This window comes from Streptomyces sp. NPDC048290 (assembly GCF_040652095.1).
GTDB lineage: Bacteria > Actinomycetota > Actinomycetes > Streptomycetales > Streptomycetaceae > Streptomyces.
Window position 1 is genome coordinate 52,149 of the sequence record NZ_JBEZLM010000038.1, and the last position, 14,056, is coordinate 66,204.

General features: G+C 66.8%; 16 protein-coding genes. 8 read left to right on the top strand and 8 right to left on the bottom strand.

The window, feature by feature from the left end; genetic code table 11:
• Positions 1 to 2: 2 nt before the first annotated feature.
• The 5 genes from AB0D49_RS39115 to AB0D49_RS39135 form a co-directional block, all read right to left on the bottom strand.
• Complete coding sequence (locus tag AB0D49_RS39115) at positions 3 to 593, bottom strand: DUF2637 domain-containing protein (RefSeq protein WP_362768088.1); 591 nt, start codon at positions 591 to 593, stop codon at positions 3 to 5.
• Positions 590 to 850 (bottom strand): hypothetical protein, encoded by a 261-nt coding sequence (locus AB0D49_RS39120; protein ID WP_362768090.1) that lies wholly within the window; start codon positions 848 to 850, stop codon positions 590 to 592. The genes AB0D49_RS39115 and AB0D49_RS39120 overlap by 4 nt, the downstream gene beginning before the upstream one ends.
• 78 nt (positions 851 to 928) lie before the next feature.
• Positions 929 to 2,296 (bottom strand): FtsK/SpoIIIE domain-containing protein, encoded by a 1,368-nt coding sequence (locus AB0D49_RS39125; RefSeq protein WP_362768093.1) that lies wholly within the window; start codon positions 2,294 to 2,296, stop codon positions 929 to 931.
• Positions 2,296 to 2,652 (bottom strand): hypothetical protein, encoded by a 357-nt coding sequence (locus tag AB0D49_RS39130; RefSeq protein WP_362768096.1) that lies wholly within the window; start codon positions 2,650 to 2,652, stop codon positions 2,296 to 2,298. Before AB0D49_RS39130 ends, AB0D49_RS39125 begins: the two co-directional genes overlap by 1 nt.
• 167 nt (positions 2,653 to 2,819) lie before the next feature.
• Complete coding sequence (locus tag AB0D49_RS39135) at positions 2,820 to 3,611, bottom strand: GntR family transcriptional regulator (RefSeq protein ID WP_362768099.1); 792 nt, start codon at positions 3,609 to 3,611, stop codon at positions 2,820 to 2,822.
• Between the two features lie 112 nt (positions 3,612 to 3,723).
• On the opposite strand from AB0D49_RS39135, the gene AB0D49_RS39140 reads away from it, so the two are divergent.
• From AB0D49_RS39140 to AB0D49_RS39150, 3 genes are read left to right on the top strand one after another with little or no spacing between them, the layout of a single operon-like run.
• On the top strand, positions 3,724 to 4,131 hold the full coding sequence (locus AB0D49_RS39140) for an NUDIX domain-containing protein (protein WP_362768135.1): 408 nt from the start codon (positions 3,724 to 3,726) through the stop codon (positions 4,129 to 4,131).
• A gap of 46 nt (positions 4,132 to 4,177) precedes the next feature.
• Positions 4,178 to 4,594 carry an ATP-binding protein gene (locus AB0D49_RS39145; protein ID WP_362768102.1) on the top strand — a complete coding sequence of 139 codons (417 nt, stop codon included), beginning with the start codon at positions 4,178 to 4,180 and terminating at the stop codon, positions 4,592 to 4,594.
• Positions 4,588 to 4,935 carry a hypothetical protein gene (locus AB0D49_RS39150; RefSeq protein ID WP_362768105.1) on the top strand — a complete coding sequence of 116 codons (348 nt, stop codon included), beginning with the start codon at positions 4,588 to 4,590 and terminating at the stop codon, positions 4,933 to 4,935. Before AB0D49_RS39145 ends, AB0D49_RS39150 begins: the two co-directional genes overlap by 7 nt.
• Before the next feature lie 758 nt (positions 4,936 to 5,693).
• On the opposite strand, the gene AB0D49_RS39155 is transcribed toward AB0D49_RS39150, so the two are convergent.
• Complete coding sequence (locus AB0D49_RS39155; protein WP_362768108.1) at positions 5,694 to 7,091, bottom strand: hypothetical protein; 1,398 nt, start codon at positions 7,089 to 7,091, stop codon at positions 5,694 to 5,696.
• A gap of 989 nt (positions 7,092 to 8,080) precedes the next feature.
• Here AB0D49_RS39155 and AB0D49_RS39160 point away from each other — a divergent pair.
• Positions 8,081 to 8,332, top strand: coding sequence for a hypothetical protein (locus AB0D49_RS39160; protein ID WP_362768111.1), 252 nt, complete (start codon positions 8,081 to 8,083; stop codon positions 8,330 to 8,332).
• 1,169 nt (positions 8,333 to 9,501) lie between these two features.
• Positions 9,502 to 9,738: a hypothetical protein gene (locus tag AB0D49_RS39165; RefSeq protein WP_362768114.1), complete on the top strand. Its 237-nt coding sequence runs from the start codon at positions 9,502 to 9,504 to the stop codon at positions 9,736 to 9,738.
• Positions 9,739 to 9,751: 13 nt separating this feature from the next.
• On the opposite strand, the gene AB0D49_RS39170 is transcribed toward AB0D49_RS39165, so the two are convergent.
• A complete protein-coding gene (locus AB0D49_RS39170) occupies positions 9,752 to 10,567 on the bottom strand; it encodes a M15 family metallopeptidase (RefSeq protein WP_362768117.1) in 816 nt (271 codons plus the stop codon).
• 11 nt (positions 10,568 to 10,578) lie between these two features.
• The gene (locus AB0D49_RS39175; RefSeq protein ID WP_362768120.1) at positions 10,579 to 11,373 is read right to left on the bottom strand and encodes a GNAT family N-acetyltransferase; all 795 of its coding nucleotides are present in this window, start codon (positions 11,371 to 11,373) and stop codon (positions 10,579 to 10,581) included.
• A 190-nt stretch (positions 11,374 to 11,563) separates the two neighbouring features.
• On the opposite strand from AB0D49_RS39175, the gene AB0D49_RS39180 reads away from it, so the two are divergent.
• From AB0D49_RS39180 to AB0D49_RS39190, 3 genes are all read left to right on the top strand, one after another.
• Positions 11,564 to 11,956, top strand: coding sequence for a BlaI/MecI/CopY family transcriptional regulator (locus AB0D49_RS39180; RefSeq protein WP_362768123.1), 393 nt, complete (start codon positions 11,564 to 11,566; stop codon positions 11,954 to 11,956).
• Between the two features lie 7 nt (positions 11,957 to 11,963).
• Positions 11,964 to 12,959, top strand: coding sequence for a M56 family metallopeptidase (locus AB0D49_RS39185; RefSeq protein ID WP_362768126.1), 996 nt, complete (start codon positions 11,964 to 11,966; stop codon positions 12,957 to 12,959).
• Positions 12,960 to 13,622: 663 nt separating this feature from the next.
• Positions 13,623 to 14,056 (top strand): superoxide dismutase (locus AB0D49_RS39190; protein WP_362768128.1); only part of this gene is annotated, 434 nt, incomplete at its 3' end.

Genomic DNA, 14,056 nt, shown 5'->3' on the forward strand with positions numbered 1-14,056 from the left:
TCTCAGAGGTGGGCGGCGATGGCTTCGGCCAGGGGCGCGGGGACGCCGAGGCGAGCGCGGAGAGTGGGGGTGTCGATCGGGGTGCCTGTGCGGGCGTGATGCTCGGTGGCGACCTTTCGGGCGTGGTCGATGAGAGCGGCCGGTACGGGCGGGGGCGACGGGTTGGGTGGTGCCTCCGCAGAGGGTTGGACGGGCGTCTCGGGCAGGTCCATCAGATCCGGGGGGCGTTGCGGTGCTGAGTGGGCGAGGAGCGTGCCGCCCAGGAAGGCGACGGCGGGCCATCCGGCGACGAGGATGCGGAGCCAGGCCGGGACGGCGTTCGGGTCGAGGAGTCCGGCGGTGGCGACGTTCGCGCCGAGGGACGCCGTCAGCGCCACGAGGAACCAGCACCATCCAGCCTTCTTGCCCCCTCCCGAACGCAACCGCCGCCAGGCCGCCACCATCAGCAGATCGACGGAGACCGGGTAGGCCCATGCCTTCCAGCCCGTCTGTCCGGCAGCCGAGGCCAGGTCGTGCAGGTGCGCGAAGGACAGGGCACCAGCGATGAGCGCTTGGACGAGTACGGCGTCCAGCCGGACAGGCAGCCGGTTCACGCGGCTCCGTCCCGTGCCTCCTCGCCGTCGCTAGGAGCGGCGGCGTAGGTCTCCAGGGCCGTCACGTACTCGGCGCACGCGGTGGCCAGCTCACGGGCGAAGGCCAGGTGATCAGCGATGGGCACCTGGTTGAAGGCCGAGACCGAGAGGGAGTGGCCGTCAGCGTCCAGGGTGAGGATCGGGGTACGGGTCGTGCCGTACTGGCTGAGTCGGACGGTGGTGTCACCGTCCGCGTAGAAGGCCATCGAGGCAGTCACAGGGGTTCTCTCCGTTTCAGGGATGGCGGGGGTAGGGACTCGGCACGTGAGCGTGATGTCAGTCGGGGGATCGCGTCGCTAGCTGGTGACGCGTCGCGGTACGGGGAACCGCCCTGGGGCCGCAGTTGGTGTGAAAGGCCGGAAGGGGGCGAGCGCCGGTACGTTCGGGGCCAGGTGCGCCGACTCCCGGCACGTGGTGGCGGCACTGGCGAGGGACAGATACGGGGTACGGATGCGGGACCAGCCACCGGCAGTGTCACCGGCCACAGCGAGCCCCGGCCGTTCAGCGGCAATGGCGCAGGCGGCGAAAGCCGCTTCGGGCGATACGTCACCGAGCGCCATCTTGGCCGAGGCTTCGTCGTTGACGCGGTGGCAGACACGGCCGGTGAGCTGCGCACGGAGCATGGTGGCGCCCTTGCCCAGTTCGGCGCCGAACCGCTGCCCGCAGACCTCCAGGTAGATCCCGGCCGCGCGGCCGAGCTGGGCGAGGCGGATGAGCTGGGTGACCATTTCGTCGCGCCGATCTTCGTCCTTGCGGGTGGCGACGAGGAAGAGTTCGGCCACCTCGTCCACGAAGAGCACGATGGGCGCCGGTCGCTCGCTGTCCGGCAGTCCCCAGATATCTGAGGTGATCTCCTCGTCCGGGGTACCGGGCGCGATGCCCTGCCGGGCCTTGATCAGGTCGTATCGGTCCTCCATTTCCTTCACGAGCACGGGGAGCAGTTCGGCGGCTTGTCCCGGGTCGGTCGCGAGCGCGGACAGCCGGGCGGCGAACGGCGCCAGCTCCACTCCCCGCTTGCAGTCGATCCCGACCAGGACCACCGGCTGAGTGGCCAGTCCGGCGATCAGATTCCGCAGGTACATCGACTTGCCGGACAGGGTGGCGCCGAGGGTGAGTTGGTGAGGAACGGCCCGGTAGTCCCGTACGAAGGCCGTTGCGTCCTCCCGCAGAGCAACCGGCACTTGAAGAACCCGGGTGTCGAGCTTCCGAGGCATCCGGACCCGCCGCAGGACATCGAAGCCGACGAGCCTGAGTTCCACGACCCCCGGCTTGACGGTCGTCACATAGACGGCATGGACGCCCCAGGCGTGCCGGAGCCGTTCGGCCGAGGCGGCGACGTCTGCGGGTTCCTGACCGGGAGCGAGCCGAAGACGGAGCCGTAACCCGGTTGAGGTGGGACGGATGAGGCCCCGGCGAGGCGGTACGGGCCGCACCTCTCGGCGGGTTGTCGCCTTCACGGCGAGGACGCGGAGCCGGGAGGGTGCCACGGTGAGGCCGCACGCCTCCATGACCGAGCCGTACGAGGCGAGCAGGCGGACACTGGCGATCAGGAGCCCGACGGTCATCCAGTACACGGCCGGATGCCTTGATCGGGCGTAGGCAGCCCCGCCGCCAAGCACGGCGAGGGGACCCCCTACCTCCAGAAGCGTCACTATGTCGGCCATCAGGCAGCGGCCCCGGTGACGCCCAGGAAGGCCGCCGGGGTGACGGCGGCGGCCCGGTAGGCGATGCCGTGACGCTGCTGCCCGTTGAACACCGACTCCCACGGCCGGGCGACGAGCCCCGGGAGGGCGACCGGCGCCCCGAGGGCGAGCCCCTCGGAAACACCGCTCTCGGGCACGGTGACCTTGATCAGCGACGACTCGCCTTCCTCGATGTAGACGACGCCGATCGTCATCAGCGCTTCACCGCTGACGGCGTCCTTGGCGATCTCGCCCGTCTGCCGGTCGCGGACCTTCGGCTCAGGTGACTCGGTGAGGAGGATCGTCGCGGCGGAGGTCTCAACGCGGATGGTACGCAAGAGAGTTTCCCTATCTACTCGTCTAGATGAGATGCAGTCGGCGAACCCGGAGCCCGGGATCACGCGACCACTCTGCCACACAACTTGCCCACTCGTCTATACGAGTATGCCTGTTGGCGTGTACGAGTTCGGAGAAGCCTCCCCCGCGCACCACGCCGATCACCCGCTCACGTGGCCGGGAGCTGGTACGACAGGACGTAGGCATCCGCCGCCATCACCGTGTCGCAGACCTCCACGGCCCGCCCCTCGGTGTCGAAGGCGGTCCGGATCAGATGGATAACCGGCACGCCGGAGGCCAGCCGGAGCGTCTTCACCTCCGCCGGCGAGGGCATCCGGGCACGGATCTCTTCCTCGAAGTGGTCGAGCCGGTGGCCGAGTTCTTCGAGACGGGCGTAGATGCCGCCGGGACCGGGGTTGGGTTCGGCGATCTGCGTGCCGCGCGCAATGTCGAGCGGGAGGTAGGAGGCGGCGAACTCGACGGGCCGTCCGTCGAGGAGGTACCGGCGCCGCCGAGCGAGCACCCGCCGGACAGACCCGAGCCGGGTGGAGATGTCCTGGCTGGCCTTCTCCTCCTTGACCTCAAGACTGTCGACCTGGGGATGACTACCGGCGGCGTCGGCTTCCACGATGAAGGCCGACTTCCCCTGTTCGCGATGGCGCCGGGCGAACCGGTCGGAGGCGAGGCGCCGCACGGGGGGACGCGGCCGGACGAAGACGCCCTTGCCGTGCTCGGCGTGCACGAGCCCCTCCCCCTGGAGGACGGAGAACGAGTTCCGGACGGTCATCCTGGACACCCCGTAATGCTCGACAAGCTCCGCTTCGGAAGGCAACTTCTCGCCCTCCCGGAATCGCCCACGGTCGATGGCCTCACGCAGTTGATCGGCGATCTGCCGGAACACCGCACGATCACTCGTGGGGTCGAGATCACCGAGCTGTCCGGAAGGAAGGGCAGGGGTCACGGTGGATGCACTCCTTTAGGTATCTAGACGAGTGGGCGAGTGTTGTTGCTACGGTGGAGAGCCTAGCCATATGAGAGGGCCGAGGAACGTGAGCACTGAACGCCCGCACTCCGTGAGCGTCGCCGGGGTCGTAGTGGACGACCAGGGCCGTGCCCTCTTGATCCAGCGCCGGGACAACGGCAAGTGGGAGCCCCCGGGCGGAATCCTCGAACGCGAGGAGACCATCCCCGAAGCTCTGCAACGGGAAGTCCTCGAAGAAACCGGTATCAAGATCGCACTTCCGGCGACCCTGACCGGCATCTACAAGAACATGACGGGCCTGATCGTCTCCCTGGTCTTCCGCTGCGAGACCGCCGACGGCACGCCCACCACCGGTGACGAGACCAGCGCGCTGCGCTGGGTCACCCGAGAGGAAGTCACCGAGCTTGCCGACGAGGCATACGCGATCCGCGTGACAGACGCACTGGACGCGATGTCCCCGCCCGCCGTCCGCGCCCACGACGGCGTGAAACTCATCTAGCCCGAACCCGCTGCACATGGCGGCCTACCAGCACGAAGGAACTTGTATGCACGAGTATACGAGTACGGTCCGGGTCTGGGGGCTCATTTGCCCAGGTTTCCTGGAAGAGGTCAGCAGGGCCCGCCGCTGGACCCGTGACGTCCTACGAGACTCACCCCTGGTGGACGACGCCGTACTGATCGTGAGCGAACTCAGCGCGAACGCGATCCTGCACACCGCGAGCGGACGGCAGTCCGGCACCTTCCACCTGGCCCTGGCCGTCTCCCCGCTGGCGGTCGCCGTGTCCGTGATCGACGAGGGCGGAAGCCTGACGACCCCACACCCCAAGCCCCCGAGCGGAAACGCGGTCCATGGCCGAGGGCTGAGGATGGTGAGCGCCCTCGCGCATCGGGTGCACGTCCGCAGCGAGGACGGGAGCCACACAGTGACGGCGGAGCTCCTGGCGGGAGTCGGCCGGTGCTGACGACGACAGCCAATGACACCCCGTGGACCATCACCCCGCACCGGATCTTCCGATGCGTCGCTGTCGCCTACCCCCAGTCCGACGTGCGCTCGATCCCCCTCGACACACACAAGACGATCAACGTCCACCGAGCCCTGCACTGGCTGAAGCAGCGCACCAGTGAAATCACCCAGCAGTTCGACCCCGCCCACGCCCAGGAAGGGCAACACTGGCTCACCGACGAGGCGGAACACGAACGCGCCGTCGCATACCTGACTCTCGGTACGGGCTACCAGATCACCCTCTACGACAAGGACACGTGCTACGTCCTCGTGGTCCACCCGCCGGGGGCGACCTCATGAACGGGATGAACGGGCCCGTGCCCGGGTACTGGTGCGAGTGCTGGACAGAGGTCCCCGGGAACGGCGAGCCAGGCTTCCGGATGTCTTCCGCTGCCTACTCGGAGCGCCAGGCGGACACCTGGGTCACACACGCGCTCCGCGCGATCTCCCCAGCCCTCGACCCCAACGCCTCCCAGCAATCTTGGGATTGGCAGTACGACGCCCGCGTGGAAACCCGACGCGCCCTGCTGCACCGCGAGCCCTGCGCTGTCACGGTCACCTGGGCTTCGACCCACATCACGTGGACGATACGACCGGTGATCTTCCTGCCACTCACTCACCAACAAGGCTCCGGAGTCCCCGCCTGCCCCTATGTCTTCAAAGCGCCCCGCCAGACCGACTGAGTTACAACTTTCTCTACTGGTTCAAGGCGGCTCGCTCCGCTCACCGCACGCGGCCCGGCCCCCGGCCGGGCCTGCGCTCCTGTCTCCGCCCCGCTCCAGCCCGGCCGGTGTCCGTGCCGCACTCAAAGCATGCAACCGCCTTATATTAGAGAAGGAGTGCGTCATAGTTGGGTCGGTCGACTCCACGACTTTACGGAGCCATTTTGGCGCGAGCCTCGAAGATCATGGCCCCAACGTCATGCACTACCGGGCGGGTTCACAGACCGAGACCGCTCGATCCTTCGGAGACTTCCGACCTCATGAAAACTTGCACCCAATTGGTGCCGCCTTAATCCCTCTTCACTGGCCTGCCGTTTGCATAAATGTCCGCATGGGCTAGGAAAGCCACTTTTTAACTGCGGTGATCTGCCGATTACTCGGACTCGACACGCTAAGCAGCCTCTTAACCGTCCATGCCGAGTAGATTTTTTTCACCTCTTCCGCCACCAAGGGGCGTCCTAGATTGCCGGAAAACAAAAGCGACTTTGCCATATAGTCGAAATGGGTGCGCGAAACTGCCGCATCCTCTGAGTTCAGCTCCCGCGCCCTGCGGGTCATCTCGTTGATTCGCCCAATATCATTTGTCGTTTCATCGGCCCAATTGATGGCTTGTGACGCTTCTGCGAGCTGCCTGTAGGCCGCATTAAGGTGAACTGAATCGAGAAGAGGGAATGAGCGATCGAGATCCCTGAGAAGCATTGCGGCAGCGGGAATCCCGGGCGGACTTGAAGCTTTGGCTGTAGTGTGGCTCTGATAATCTCCCGGTAGGACGTATGAGGGCGGCTCATCTGTCAACCTGACGTTCGGGATCGACTCCTTGAGGAAACTCTTGAAGTTTCCAAGGCCGAACCACCCCTGACTCACTTCTTGGCCGAATTTTCTACTTAGCTCCCAAGCTAGGCTAGCTAGATCCATGGGCCTTTGGAGCTGAGTCACACGGTTACGCAGATACTCTGAAGCGGCGTCACGGATCGCAGGTTGAAATGTTGCTTCGTTTACGTTTGCCGTAATTGAAACGGACGTAGCTGGCAAGCTAGTTACAGAAGTCTCGATGTCCTTAGTGGACAGACGGTCCAACTCCTGCCTCAGATCTTGTGCAATATCATCTACAGCAGCTAGAAGATCAGCCATTCGGCGACTTAGGGTTTCTACGAGGGCGGGAGGAGTGCTTCCGGGCTTATATGTATCTTCGTGCGTTAGTTCGCCCCAACCGTCTTGGAGGAGGGTACGAATCTGAAGTTCACACGTAACAACTTTCCATTTTAGTCCAGCAGGAACTGATGTGCATAGGTTGATATGGACAGCCCGATATCCACTTGCTTTCGGCTGCCCCAGGTAATCCCGGAGCGATCCTTCCTGCTGTTCCAATACGGGCTCTTGGCCGGATTGGAAAATCTTCAATGCCGTTACAATGTCCACGACCCTCTGGACGTCGGATTTGTTATTGCACGTAACCCTCAATCCGACCAGGTCATCAATGATATTAGGAATTTCTTCAAGACTGGAAATCTTGTTTCTGTATTTTTCAAGCTCGAGCTTTTTCCAAGTCCTCTCCTTTCCCTTAACTCGCCCTGAAGAAACTTTCACCCTCACTCGCTCGATTTCAGGTAGTTCGGCGTCTAGGTGTACGCTCAAGGCTTTAGATGCAGAATCTTTAGCTGGCGTCAGGTATCTTCCGGCGTGAATATCAAACCACTCGCTGAATTCCTCGTACGTGAATGGAAGCTCGCTCACCAGTCCCCCTCGTCGAGATTTTGATCACGGAGATTACGTGGTGTGCCAGGGTATGGGAAGAAGGTTCCTGATCGCTACAGCTTCGAAGAAAACCGCCTGATAGGAAGACAGCTCCTGTTGCCGGGTGAGGAACTGCGTATCATGTGCCCACAGCTGGCGGCGTTGGCGAGGCGGAAGCTCTCTTGGGCTAGGTGTTGAGGAACCGCCCGAAGGATCGATCAGCCACTCGCCAGCCGTGGACTCGACCACTGCTGACACGCTCGCGAACGGCCGAAGCGATGTGGACTCATGACAGCACTGCTGACTGAATTCCCTCTGGATTCAGGGATACGCCCTTGCCGCACCAGGTTGCGCGGGGAATCGCAGTGCATGTGTCGGAGCCCTACGAGGCGAAGGTCCGGCCGTCAAGGCTTAATCTGGTCTACGGAGAGCGGTGTGGCTGAGGCCCGGAGGTGGGTAACCGTGGCACACGCGCGCCTGATCGGTCGTCGCGCCCGCCATCGTGGCTGGCTGTCTTCGGCTGAGGCGCAGACGGCTCCGCAGCGGATTGCTCGGTGGTTGTTGTTTGGCCGGCCCAACTCGAACGAACTCACCCCCTTCACGCCAGGCGGACGACCCACCCAGCCAACCGAGGAGCCCCCACATCCGCGTGACCAACTGTGTGACAACGCCCCTAACCCCCAGCGGACCCCCGCAACCGCCGGCGCACCATAGACCCAGGTCACAGCCGCACCTACCCCCGTCCGAGCGGGCACCAAGGTTGTCGGTGGGGCAAAGAGGTCATCGCTCAGCGCTCCACTACAGCGCTTCCGTCGTCGGGGCTTGCTCTGACGGACGTCACCGAGCAGCGTGGCTGAGGTCCGGAGGTGGTGCGGCGAGGCACACGCGCGCCTTGTCGGCTGGCTGACCCGTCACCGTGGCTGACTGTCTTCGGCTGAGGCCCAGAAATACATGGTTCTCGACCCTGGCACGAGGGTACTGACGTCGACGTGAGCGATGACCACACGGAAGAGCTGCGCAGTCTCGTCAGCAGCTTGGGCGCCGACATCCGTGAAGCGCACTACCGATCCGCGTATGAGGCAGCCGCGAACATCTGCTCCGGCATCTTCGATGCGATCCCGGTAGACCTCCACGACGTTGTACACGAGGCGGTCATGGCCGGATACGCGGCCGCGCTGGACGACATGGAGAAAGGTAAGTTGGACGACCAGGTTCGAGAGCGGGCCGAAACCATCGAGTGAGGCCGAGTACGACCAGGCCGAGTGGCTGAGTTGAGTGCTGCGGTACAGCAGCGAAGTACAGCAACCACAGCAACCGACCATGGCCAACAGCCATCCTGAGGGACCGAACAGCAACCTCTATGACCCTCATTGACCGATCTCTGTAGAGCTACGGATCAGAAGGCCGTATGAGCGTCGTGGGCTGACCGTCGCGCGTTGCTCTGTGAGACCTCTCAGAGCAACGTGGCTGAGGCCCGGAGGCGGGTACCGTGACACATGCACGCCTGATCAGTCGTCGCGCCCGCCATCGTGGCTGACTTTCGTGGCGGAGGCCCAAGCCCCCGGAGAAAGCGTGCCATTCGCGTGCCAGATCAGACGGGGAACTACGGGAAACGGCGGGGAACCACCACAGGTAAGCCCAAGCCTCTGGCCCTCCTCCACCGCAGGTCAGAGCCATAATCAGTCCTAGATCACCACAGCTTCCCAAGCTGAGAGCGCGAGTTCGATTCTCGTCACCCGCTCCATGACAGACCCCCAGGCCAGTGGCCCGGGGGTTGTTTGTTGTCTAGACCAATTGGCGGGGTGCGCGCTCTCCGCGTGCCCTAAGTCGACGTCGAGGCGGCGCCGCAGGGGACCCGAGAGGTGCTTTCAGCAACACCAGCCCCAGGAAGCCTCAAGTAATGAGACACATTTCGTATGGCCTGCATCACTATCAACTTGGCGTGATGCAAAGTCGCTTGTGTGAAGCCGCAGTTCCCGCTCCAGGGGGCGTCGGAGCAGATCCGTCTCGGTGAGTGGGCCTCATCGTCGCCCTGGCAGTCGCACGCGGGCGACGGCCGCAGCGGGCGGTGGGGGGTGGCCCTTCACCTCGGTAGTGGCCCTGCTGTTCGACACGGACTTCAACCGGCCCGCGAACTCCCTCGTCCTCCGCCACCTCGACGGGCGCCGCTTCACCGAACAGGAGCAGCCATCGTGCGTGACGCGACCGCCGAAGAACTCCAGGCCGCCGGTGTCCGCCTTCACAACCCCGCAGCCCGAGCCGAAGCCACGGCAGCAGCGCACGAGTTGGCCGAACTCCTCCACAGCTACGCCGTCCGGCATCATGAAGTCCTCGTTCCCTTCATGAGCCACGAGGACCTGCTCACGTACGGGGAGGGTTCTCATGGCTCGACACGGGCCTGCGGTCGTCCGTGCCCGGTCTGTACTTCACCGGCATCCACGCGGCGGCGCCCTTCGGACCGCTGCTGCGCCTCAGCTACGGCACCGTCTTCGGGGCACCCCGGCTTGCGGCGGCGCCGGGCGACGCCCTGCACCGGGTCCGCCGGGAGTCGGCCCGGGGCGGCCGCCGCCTCGTCCGTGGCCGTCCTGCCCTGAGGTCCGCCGCCGGGCGCACACTCAAGGCGGTCAGCGCCCTCCGGACCCGGTGACCAGCCCGGAGTGTCACGGGGCGCCGCCGTCAGCCGCCGGGGACGGCGGCGCCCCGGTGGGCGCGGACTCCCCCGCCGAGGACGGCGGCGTACCGCCCGTCGTCCCCGTGAACGGCTTCGAGGGGTAGCCGGTGTCGAAGTGCATGTAGTCGGGCACGTCGATGTTCTGCCAGATCCAGCCCTCGTCGATGAACAGTTGCCAGACCTGGTCGCCTTCGAGGATCTTGCCCTTGCCCTCGGTGCGCTCGCTGAACTCCGCGCTCGGCTTCCAGCATTTGCAGCGCAGGTCCATCCAGGGGTTCTCCAGCGGGTTGATGTCGATGGCCCGGCCGTTGGCGTGCGGCGACTCCAGGGCGGGCGCGTTGATCTGGTTCGAGCGGCGGCAGTTGAAGGAGGCGGTGTTGTCGTCGGCGAGACTGGGGGTGTTGTCGCCGCCGTACTCCTCCAGGGGCTTCATCTGCTTGATGGGGAACTCCGCGTCGAACAGGGCCGTGAAGATCCGCACGGTGCTCTCGGCGATGTCGGCGTTGACCACGAGGACCCCGCGCTGGATCTCCCCGTCGAAGTCGTAGTGGTTGATCTCCACCCGGCGCAGTTGGCCGGGGGACGTCACCGGACAGCCGGCGCGCACCATGCCGGCGTCCTTCATACGCTGCCACTGCTCGTCGGGGACGGACCGTACGGCCGCGTCCGCCGACGGGGGCGGCGGCGCGGTCAGGGTGGGGGTGGGGCTCGGGGGCGAGCCGGTGTCCGCCGCGGCGGTGCAGGCCGTGGTGGACAGGAGCGCCGCCAGCAGGAGCGGCGGTCCGGTACGGATGAAGCGGGTCAATGCGCTGTTCCTCAGGTGAGCGGATGTTCGTACTGGGTGAAGAGCCGGCCCTCGGGAGTGCGGGTCTCCCCGGTGCGCCGCCAGCCGAGCCGCTCGTAGTAGCGGCCGGCTCCCTCCGGGCCTGCGGCGGTCACCAGCGAGGCCCGGACGCACCCCGCCGTCCGGGCGTCGTACAGGAAGCGGCTCACCAGGGCCGTGCCCAGGCCGAAGGAGCGGAACTGGTCGACCACGGCGACATGGGAGAGGACTGCGGTGGGGCCGCCCCCCTCGGGCAGGGTGATGGGGCGCATGGCCTTGAGGCGGCTCTCCTCACGCGGACCGGGGAGGAGTTTGCGGGCGTAGCGGCCCAGCCTGGTGCGGACGAAGTGCAGGGCGAGCGCCGGGCGGACGCTGAGCGCCAGCCCGGCCCGGATCAGCAGCCGGCGCCCGTGCCCGCCCATGACGTGCTCACGGTGGCTGACCGGATCGAGTATCCCGACCAGGAACCCCACGGGCGTTCCGGCCACCTCGGCTATGTAGGCCCGGGAGTACGGGCCGGCCACATAGGTACGGGTGTAGGCCGTGAGGTAGCGGGGTCCGAGCCGGGCGAAGAAGCCGTCGGGGAAGTGGACACGGTGCTGGGCGACCACGAAGGGAAGGTCCTCCGGCTCCATCGGCCGCACCGCGCAAGCGGGGAGGTGTCCCCGGCTGGGGCTGCGCAATGGGGTGCCGGGGCCGGTGAAGCCGGTGAAGCCGGAGGGGTCGGGGGTGGCTGGGGTGGCTGGGGCAGGGCGGAAGGGCACGGAGGCGCCTTGGTCGACGTCCACACGACGAAAGTTACTACAGCTCGTAGAAGTTCGATAGAACGTAGAAAAACTATGCCCGATAGAAATCCTATGGGCAGTGGAAATCTCGGAGGGGAACTCCGACAGCAAGTAGAATCCGCCCAGCCGGGCGCGTGAACGGCGTGGCCACGACGGTGGACGGACAACGGACGAGAAGGGCGGTGCCGGAGCCATGCGGCCGTTCGGTGAACTGGAAGCCGACATCATGCGGGTGCTGTGGGCGGCGGACGGCGAACCGCTCACCATCCACACCCTCACCGACACACTCAACGCCGAGGGCCGGAACCTGGCGTACACCACCGTCATGACGGTGACCGAACGGCTGCGTACCAAGGGATGGCTGACGCGGGAGAAGGTCAGCCGCTCCTTCCGCTACAGCGCGCTGCGCTCCGCCGAGGACTACTCGGCCGAGTTGATGGAGCAGGCGCTCGACACCTCCGCCGACCGCACCGGAGCACTGCTGCGGTTCGCCGGACGGCTGGACGCCGGTGAGGCCGCCGCGCTGCGCCGGGCGCTGGAGACACCGCCCGCCACGGACGAGCCCCACCCGGACTCCGGGCGCTGAGCCCGCCGTGCTGGTCATCGCCGCGCTGCTCGGCCACGCCCTCGTGCTCGGCGGCCCGGCCGCCCGGCTCCTCTCCCGTGCCCCCTGGACGACCCGCTTCCCGCAGACGGCACTGCGCGCCTGGCACGCCTGCGCGGCAGGGTTCCTCGTCTCGCTGACCGCCGCGCTCGTCCTGACCGCCCACGACCTGTGGGAACACATCATGGTGTGGCTGTTCAACGCCGACATGCACCAAGTGCACGCGGCCTACGGCGGCGCCTGGCAGGCCACCGGCATCGCCGAGGCGGCCCTGCTCGCGCTCGCGCTCGGCGCCGGAACACTCTCCACCCTGACGGTGCTGCGCACGCTACGGCTGCGGCACGCCCGCGACCGCCACCGCCTCACCGCCGACGCCCAGGCGGACCGGGACACCATGGACGCGCCCGGCGCGCAGACCGGGCCGCCGGTCCGGGTGCTGCCCCACCCCACACCGGCCGCCTTCTGCATCCCCGGCCCGCGCGGCACCTCCCGCATCGTGGTGACCAGCGCCGCGCTCGCGCTGCTCTCCGGTCCCGAACTCGCCGCCACCGTCGAGCACGAGCGGGCCCATCTGCGGCTGCGCCACCACCGCTCGATCCTCGTCGCCGACATCCTCACGGCCGCCCTGGGCTGGATGGGACTGATGCGCGGATACGCCGGTCAGGTGCGACTGCTCGCCGAAATGGCCGCCGACGACCAGGCGGCACACCGCCACGGCCGGCGTACGGTCGCCAAGGCCCTGCTGGAGATGTCCGCGGCGCCCGGCGGGCGGCCCGGCGCCGACGGGCTTCCCGCGATGACGGGCACCGACCCGGCCTGCCGTATCCGTCGGCTCATCGCCACCGCCCCACGCGGCACGGGCCGCCCGCTCTCCGCCCTGCTCATGCTCACGGCACTCGGCGTGACCGTGGTACCGGTGGCCGTCGCGATGACCCCGGCCGCCCTGCTCCGCGACACCGCACATCCGGTCTCGGTGCCGCACTGACCACCGGGTCCGTGCGCCGGCCCCCGGCCTGACGGGCGACAGGGCGCGGAAGGTCGGCGCGGACCACCGGCCGCCCGCTGTGCTCGGCGCGGGTGATGACCTCGGGGAGCGGTGCGGGGTACTGGTGGAACTCGTCCGCGTCGGCGAACAGGCGCCGGCCCGGCCCCGCCCGGTGCCGCAGAGCGTCCCGCAGGCGGGTGTTGGTGTCCTCGTGCCAGGGGCCGTGGCTGATCGCGGCAGGTGTGAAGTCGTCCGCGTGGCACACCTCGGCGAGGCCCTGTGGCACGGTCTCGGTGACGTGTTCGGGGAAGTGGAAGGGCAGGAGGAACTGTTCCACTCCCAGGGCCCGGTAGTGCGCGATCCACGCGGTCAGCAGCGCCGGTTCGACGGGCCCGATCACCGCCACCAGCACCGGAGGAGAAGCCGCCGTCAGCATGTCCCCCGCTCCTCCCCGTCAAGGCCCTGTCCCCGGCCGTCGCCCACACCAGGCGGACCCGATGCACCGGACGGACCAGGCAGGCCGGACGAGATGGATGTTCACCTTGTTGCACGCCGGTCCGCCGCGACCTTGGTCCTAGGACCAACGCCTCATCGGCTGCGCCCCACTCATGCTGTTAGCGTGCAACTGCATATAAGTGGCAACTATGTCGAAGGATGTTGGACATGGCGCTGTACACGCTTCCGGAGCTTCCCTACGACTACTCCGCGCTCGCCCCGGTGATCAGCCCCGAGATCATCGAGCTGCACCACGACAAACACCACGCCGCCTACGTCAAGGGGGCCAACGACACCCTGGAGCAGCTCGCCGAGGCCCGCGACAAGGAGACCTGGGGCTCCATCAACGGCCTGGAGAAGAACCTCGCCTTCCACCTCTCCGGCCACATCCTGCACTCCATCTACTGGCACAACATGACCGGTGATGGGGGTGGTGAGCCGCTGGCCGCGGACGGAGTCGGCGACCTTGCCGACGCCATCGCCGAGTCCTTCGGCTCCTACGCCGGATTCAAGGCACAGCTCACCAAGGCCGCCGCCACCACCCAGGGCTCCGGCTGGGGCGTCCTCGCCTACGAACCCCTCAGCGGACGCCTCCTCGTCGA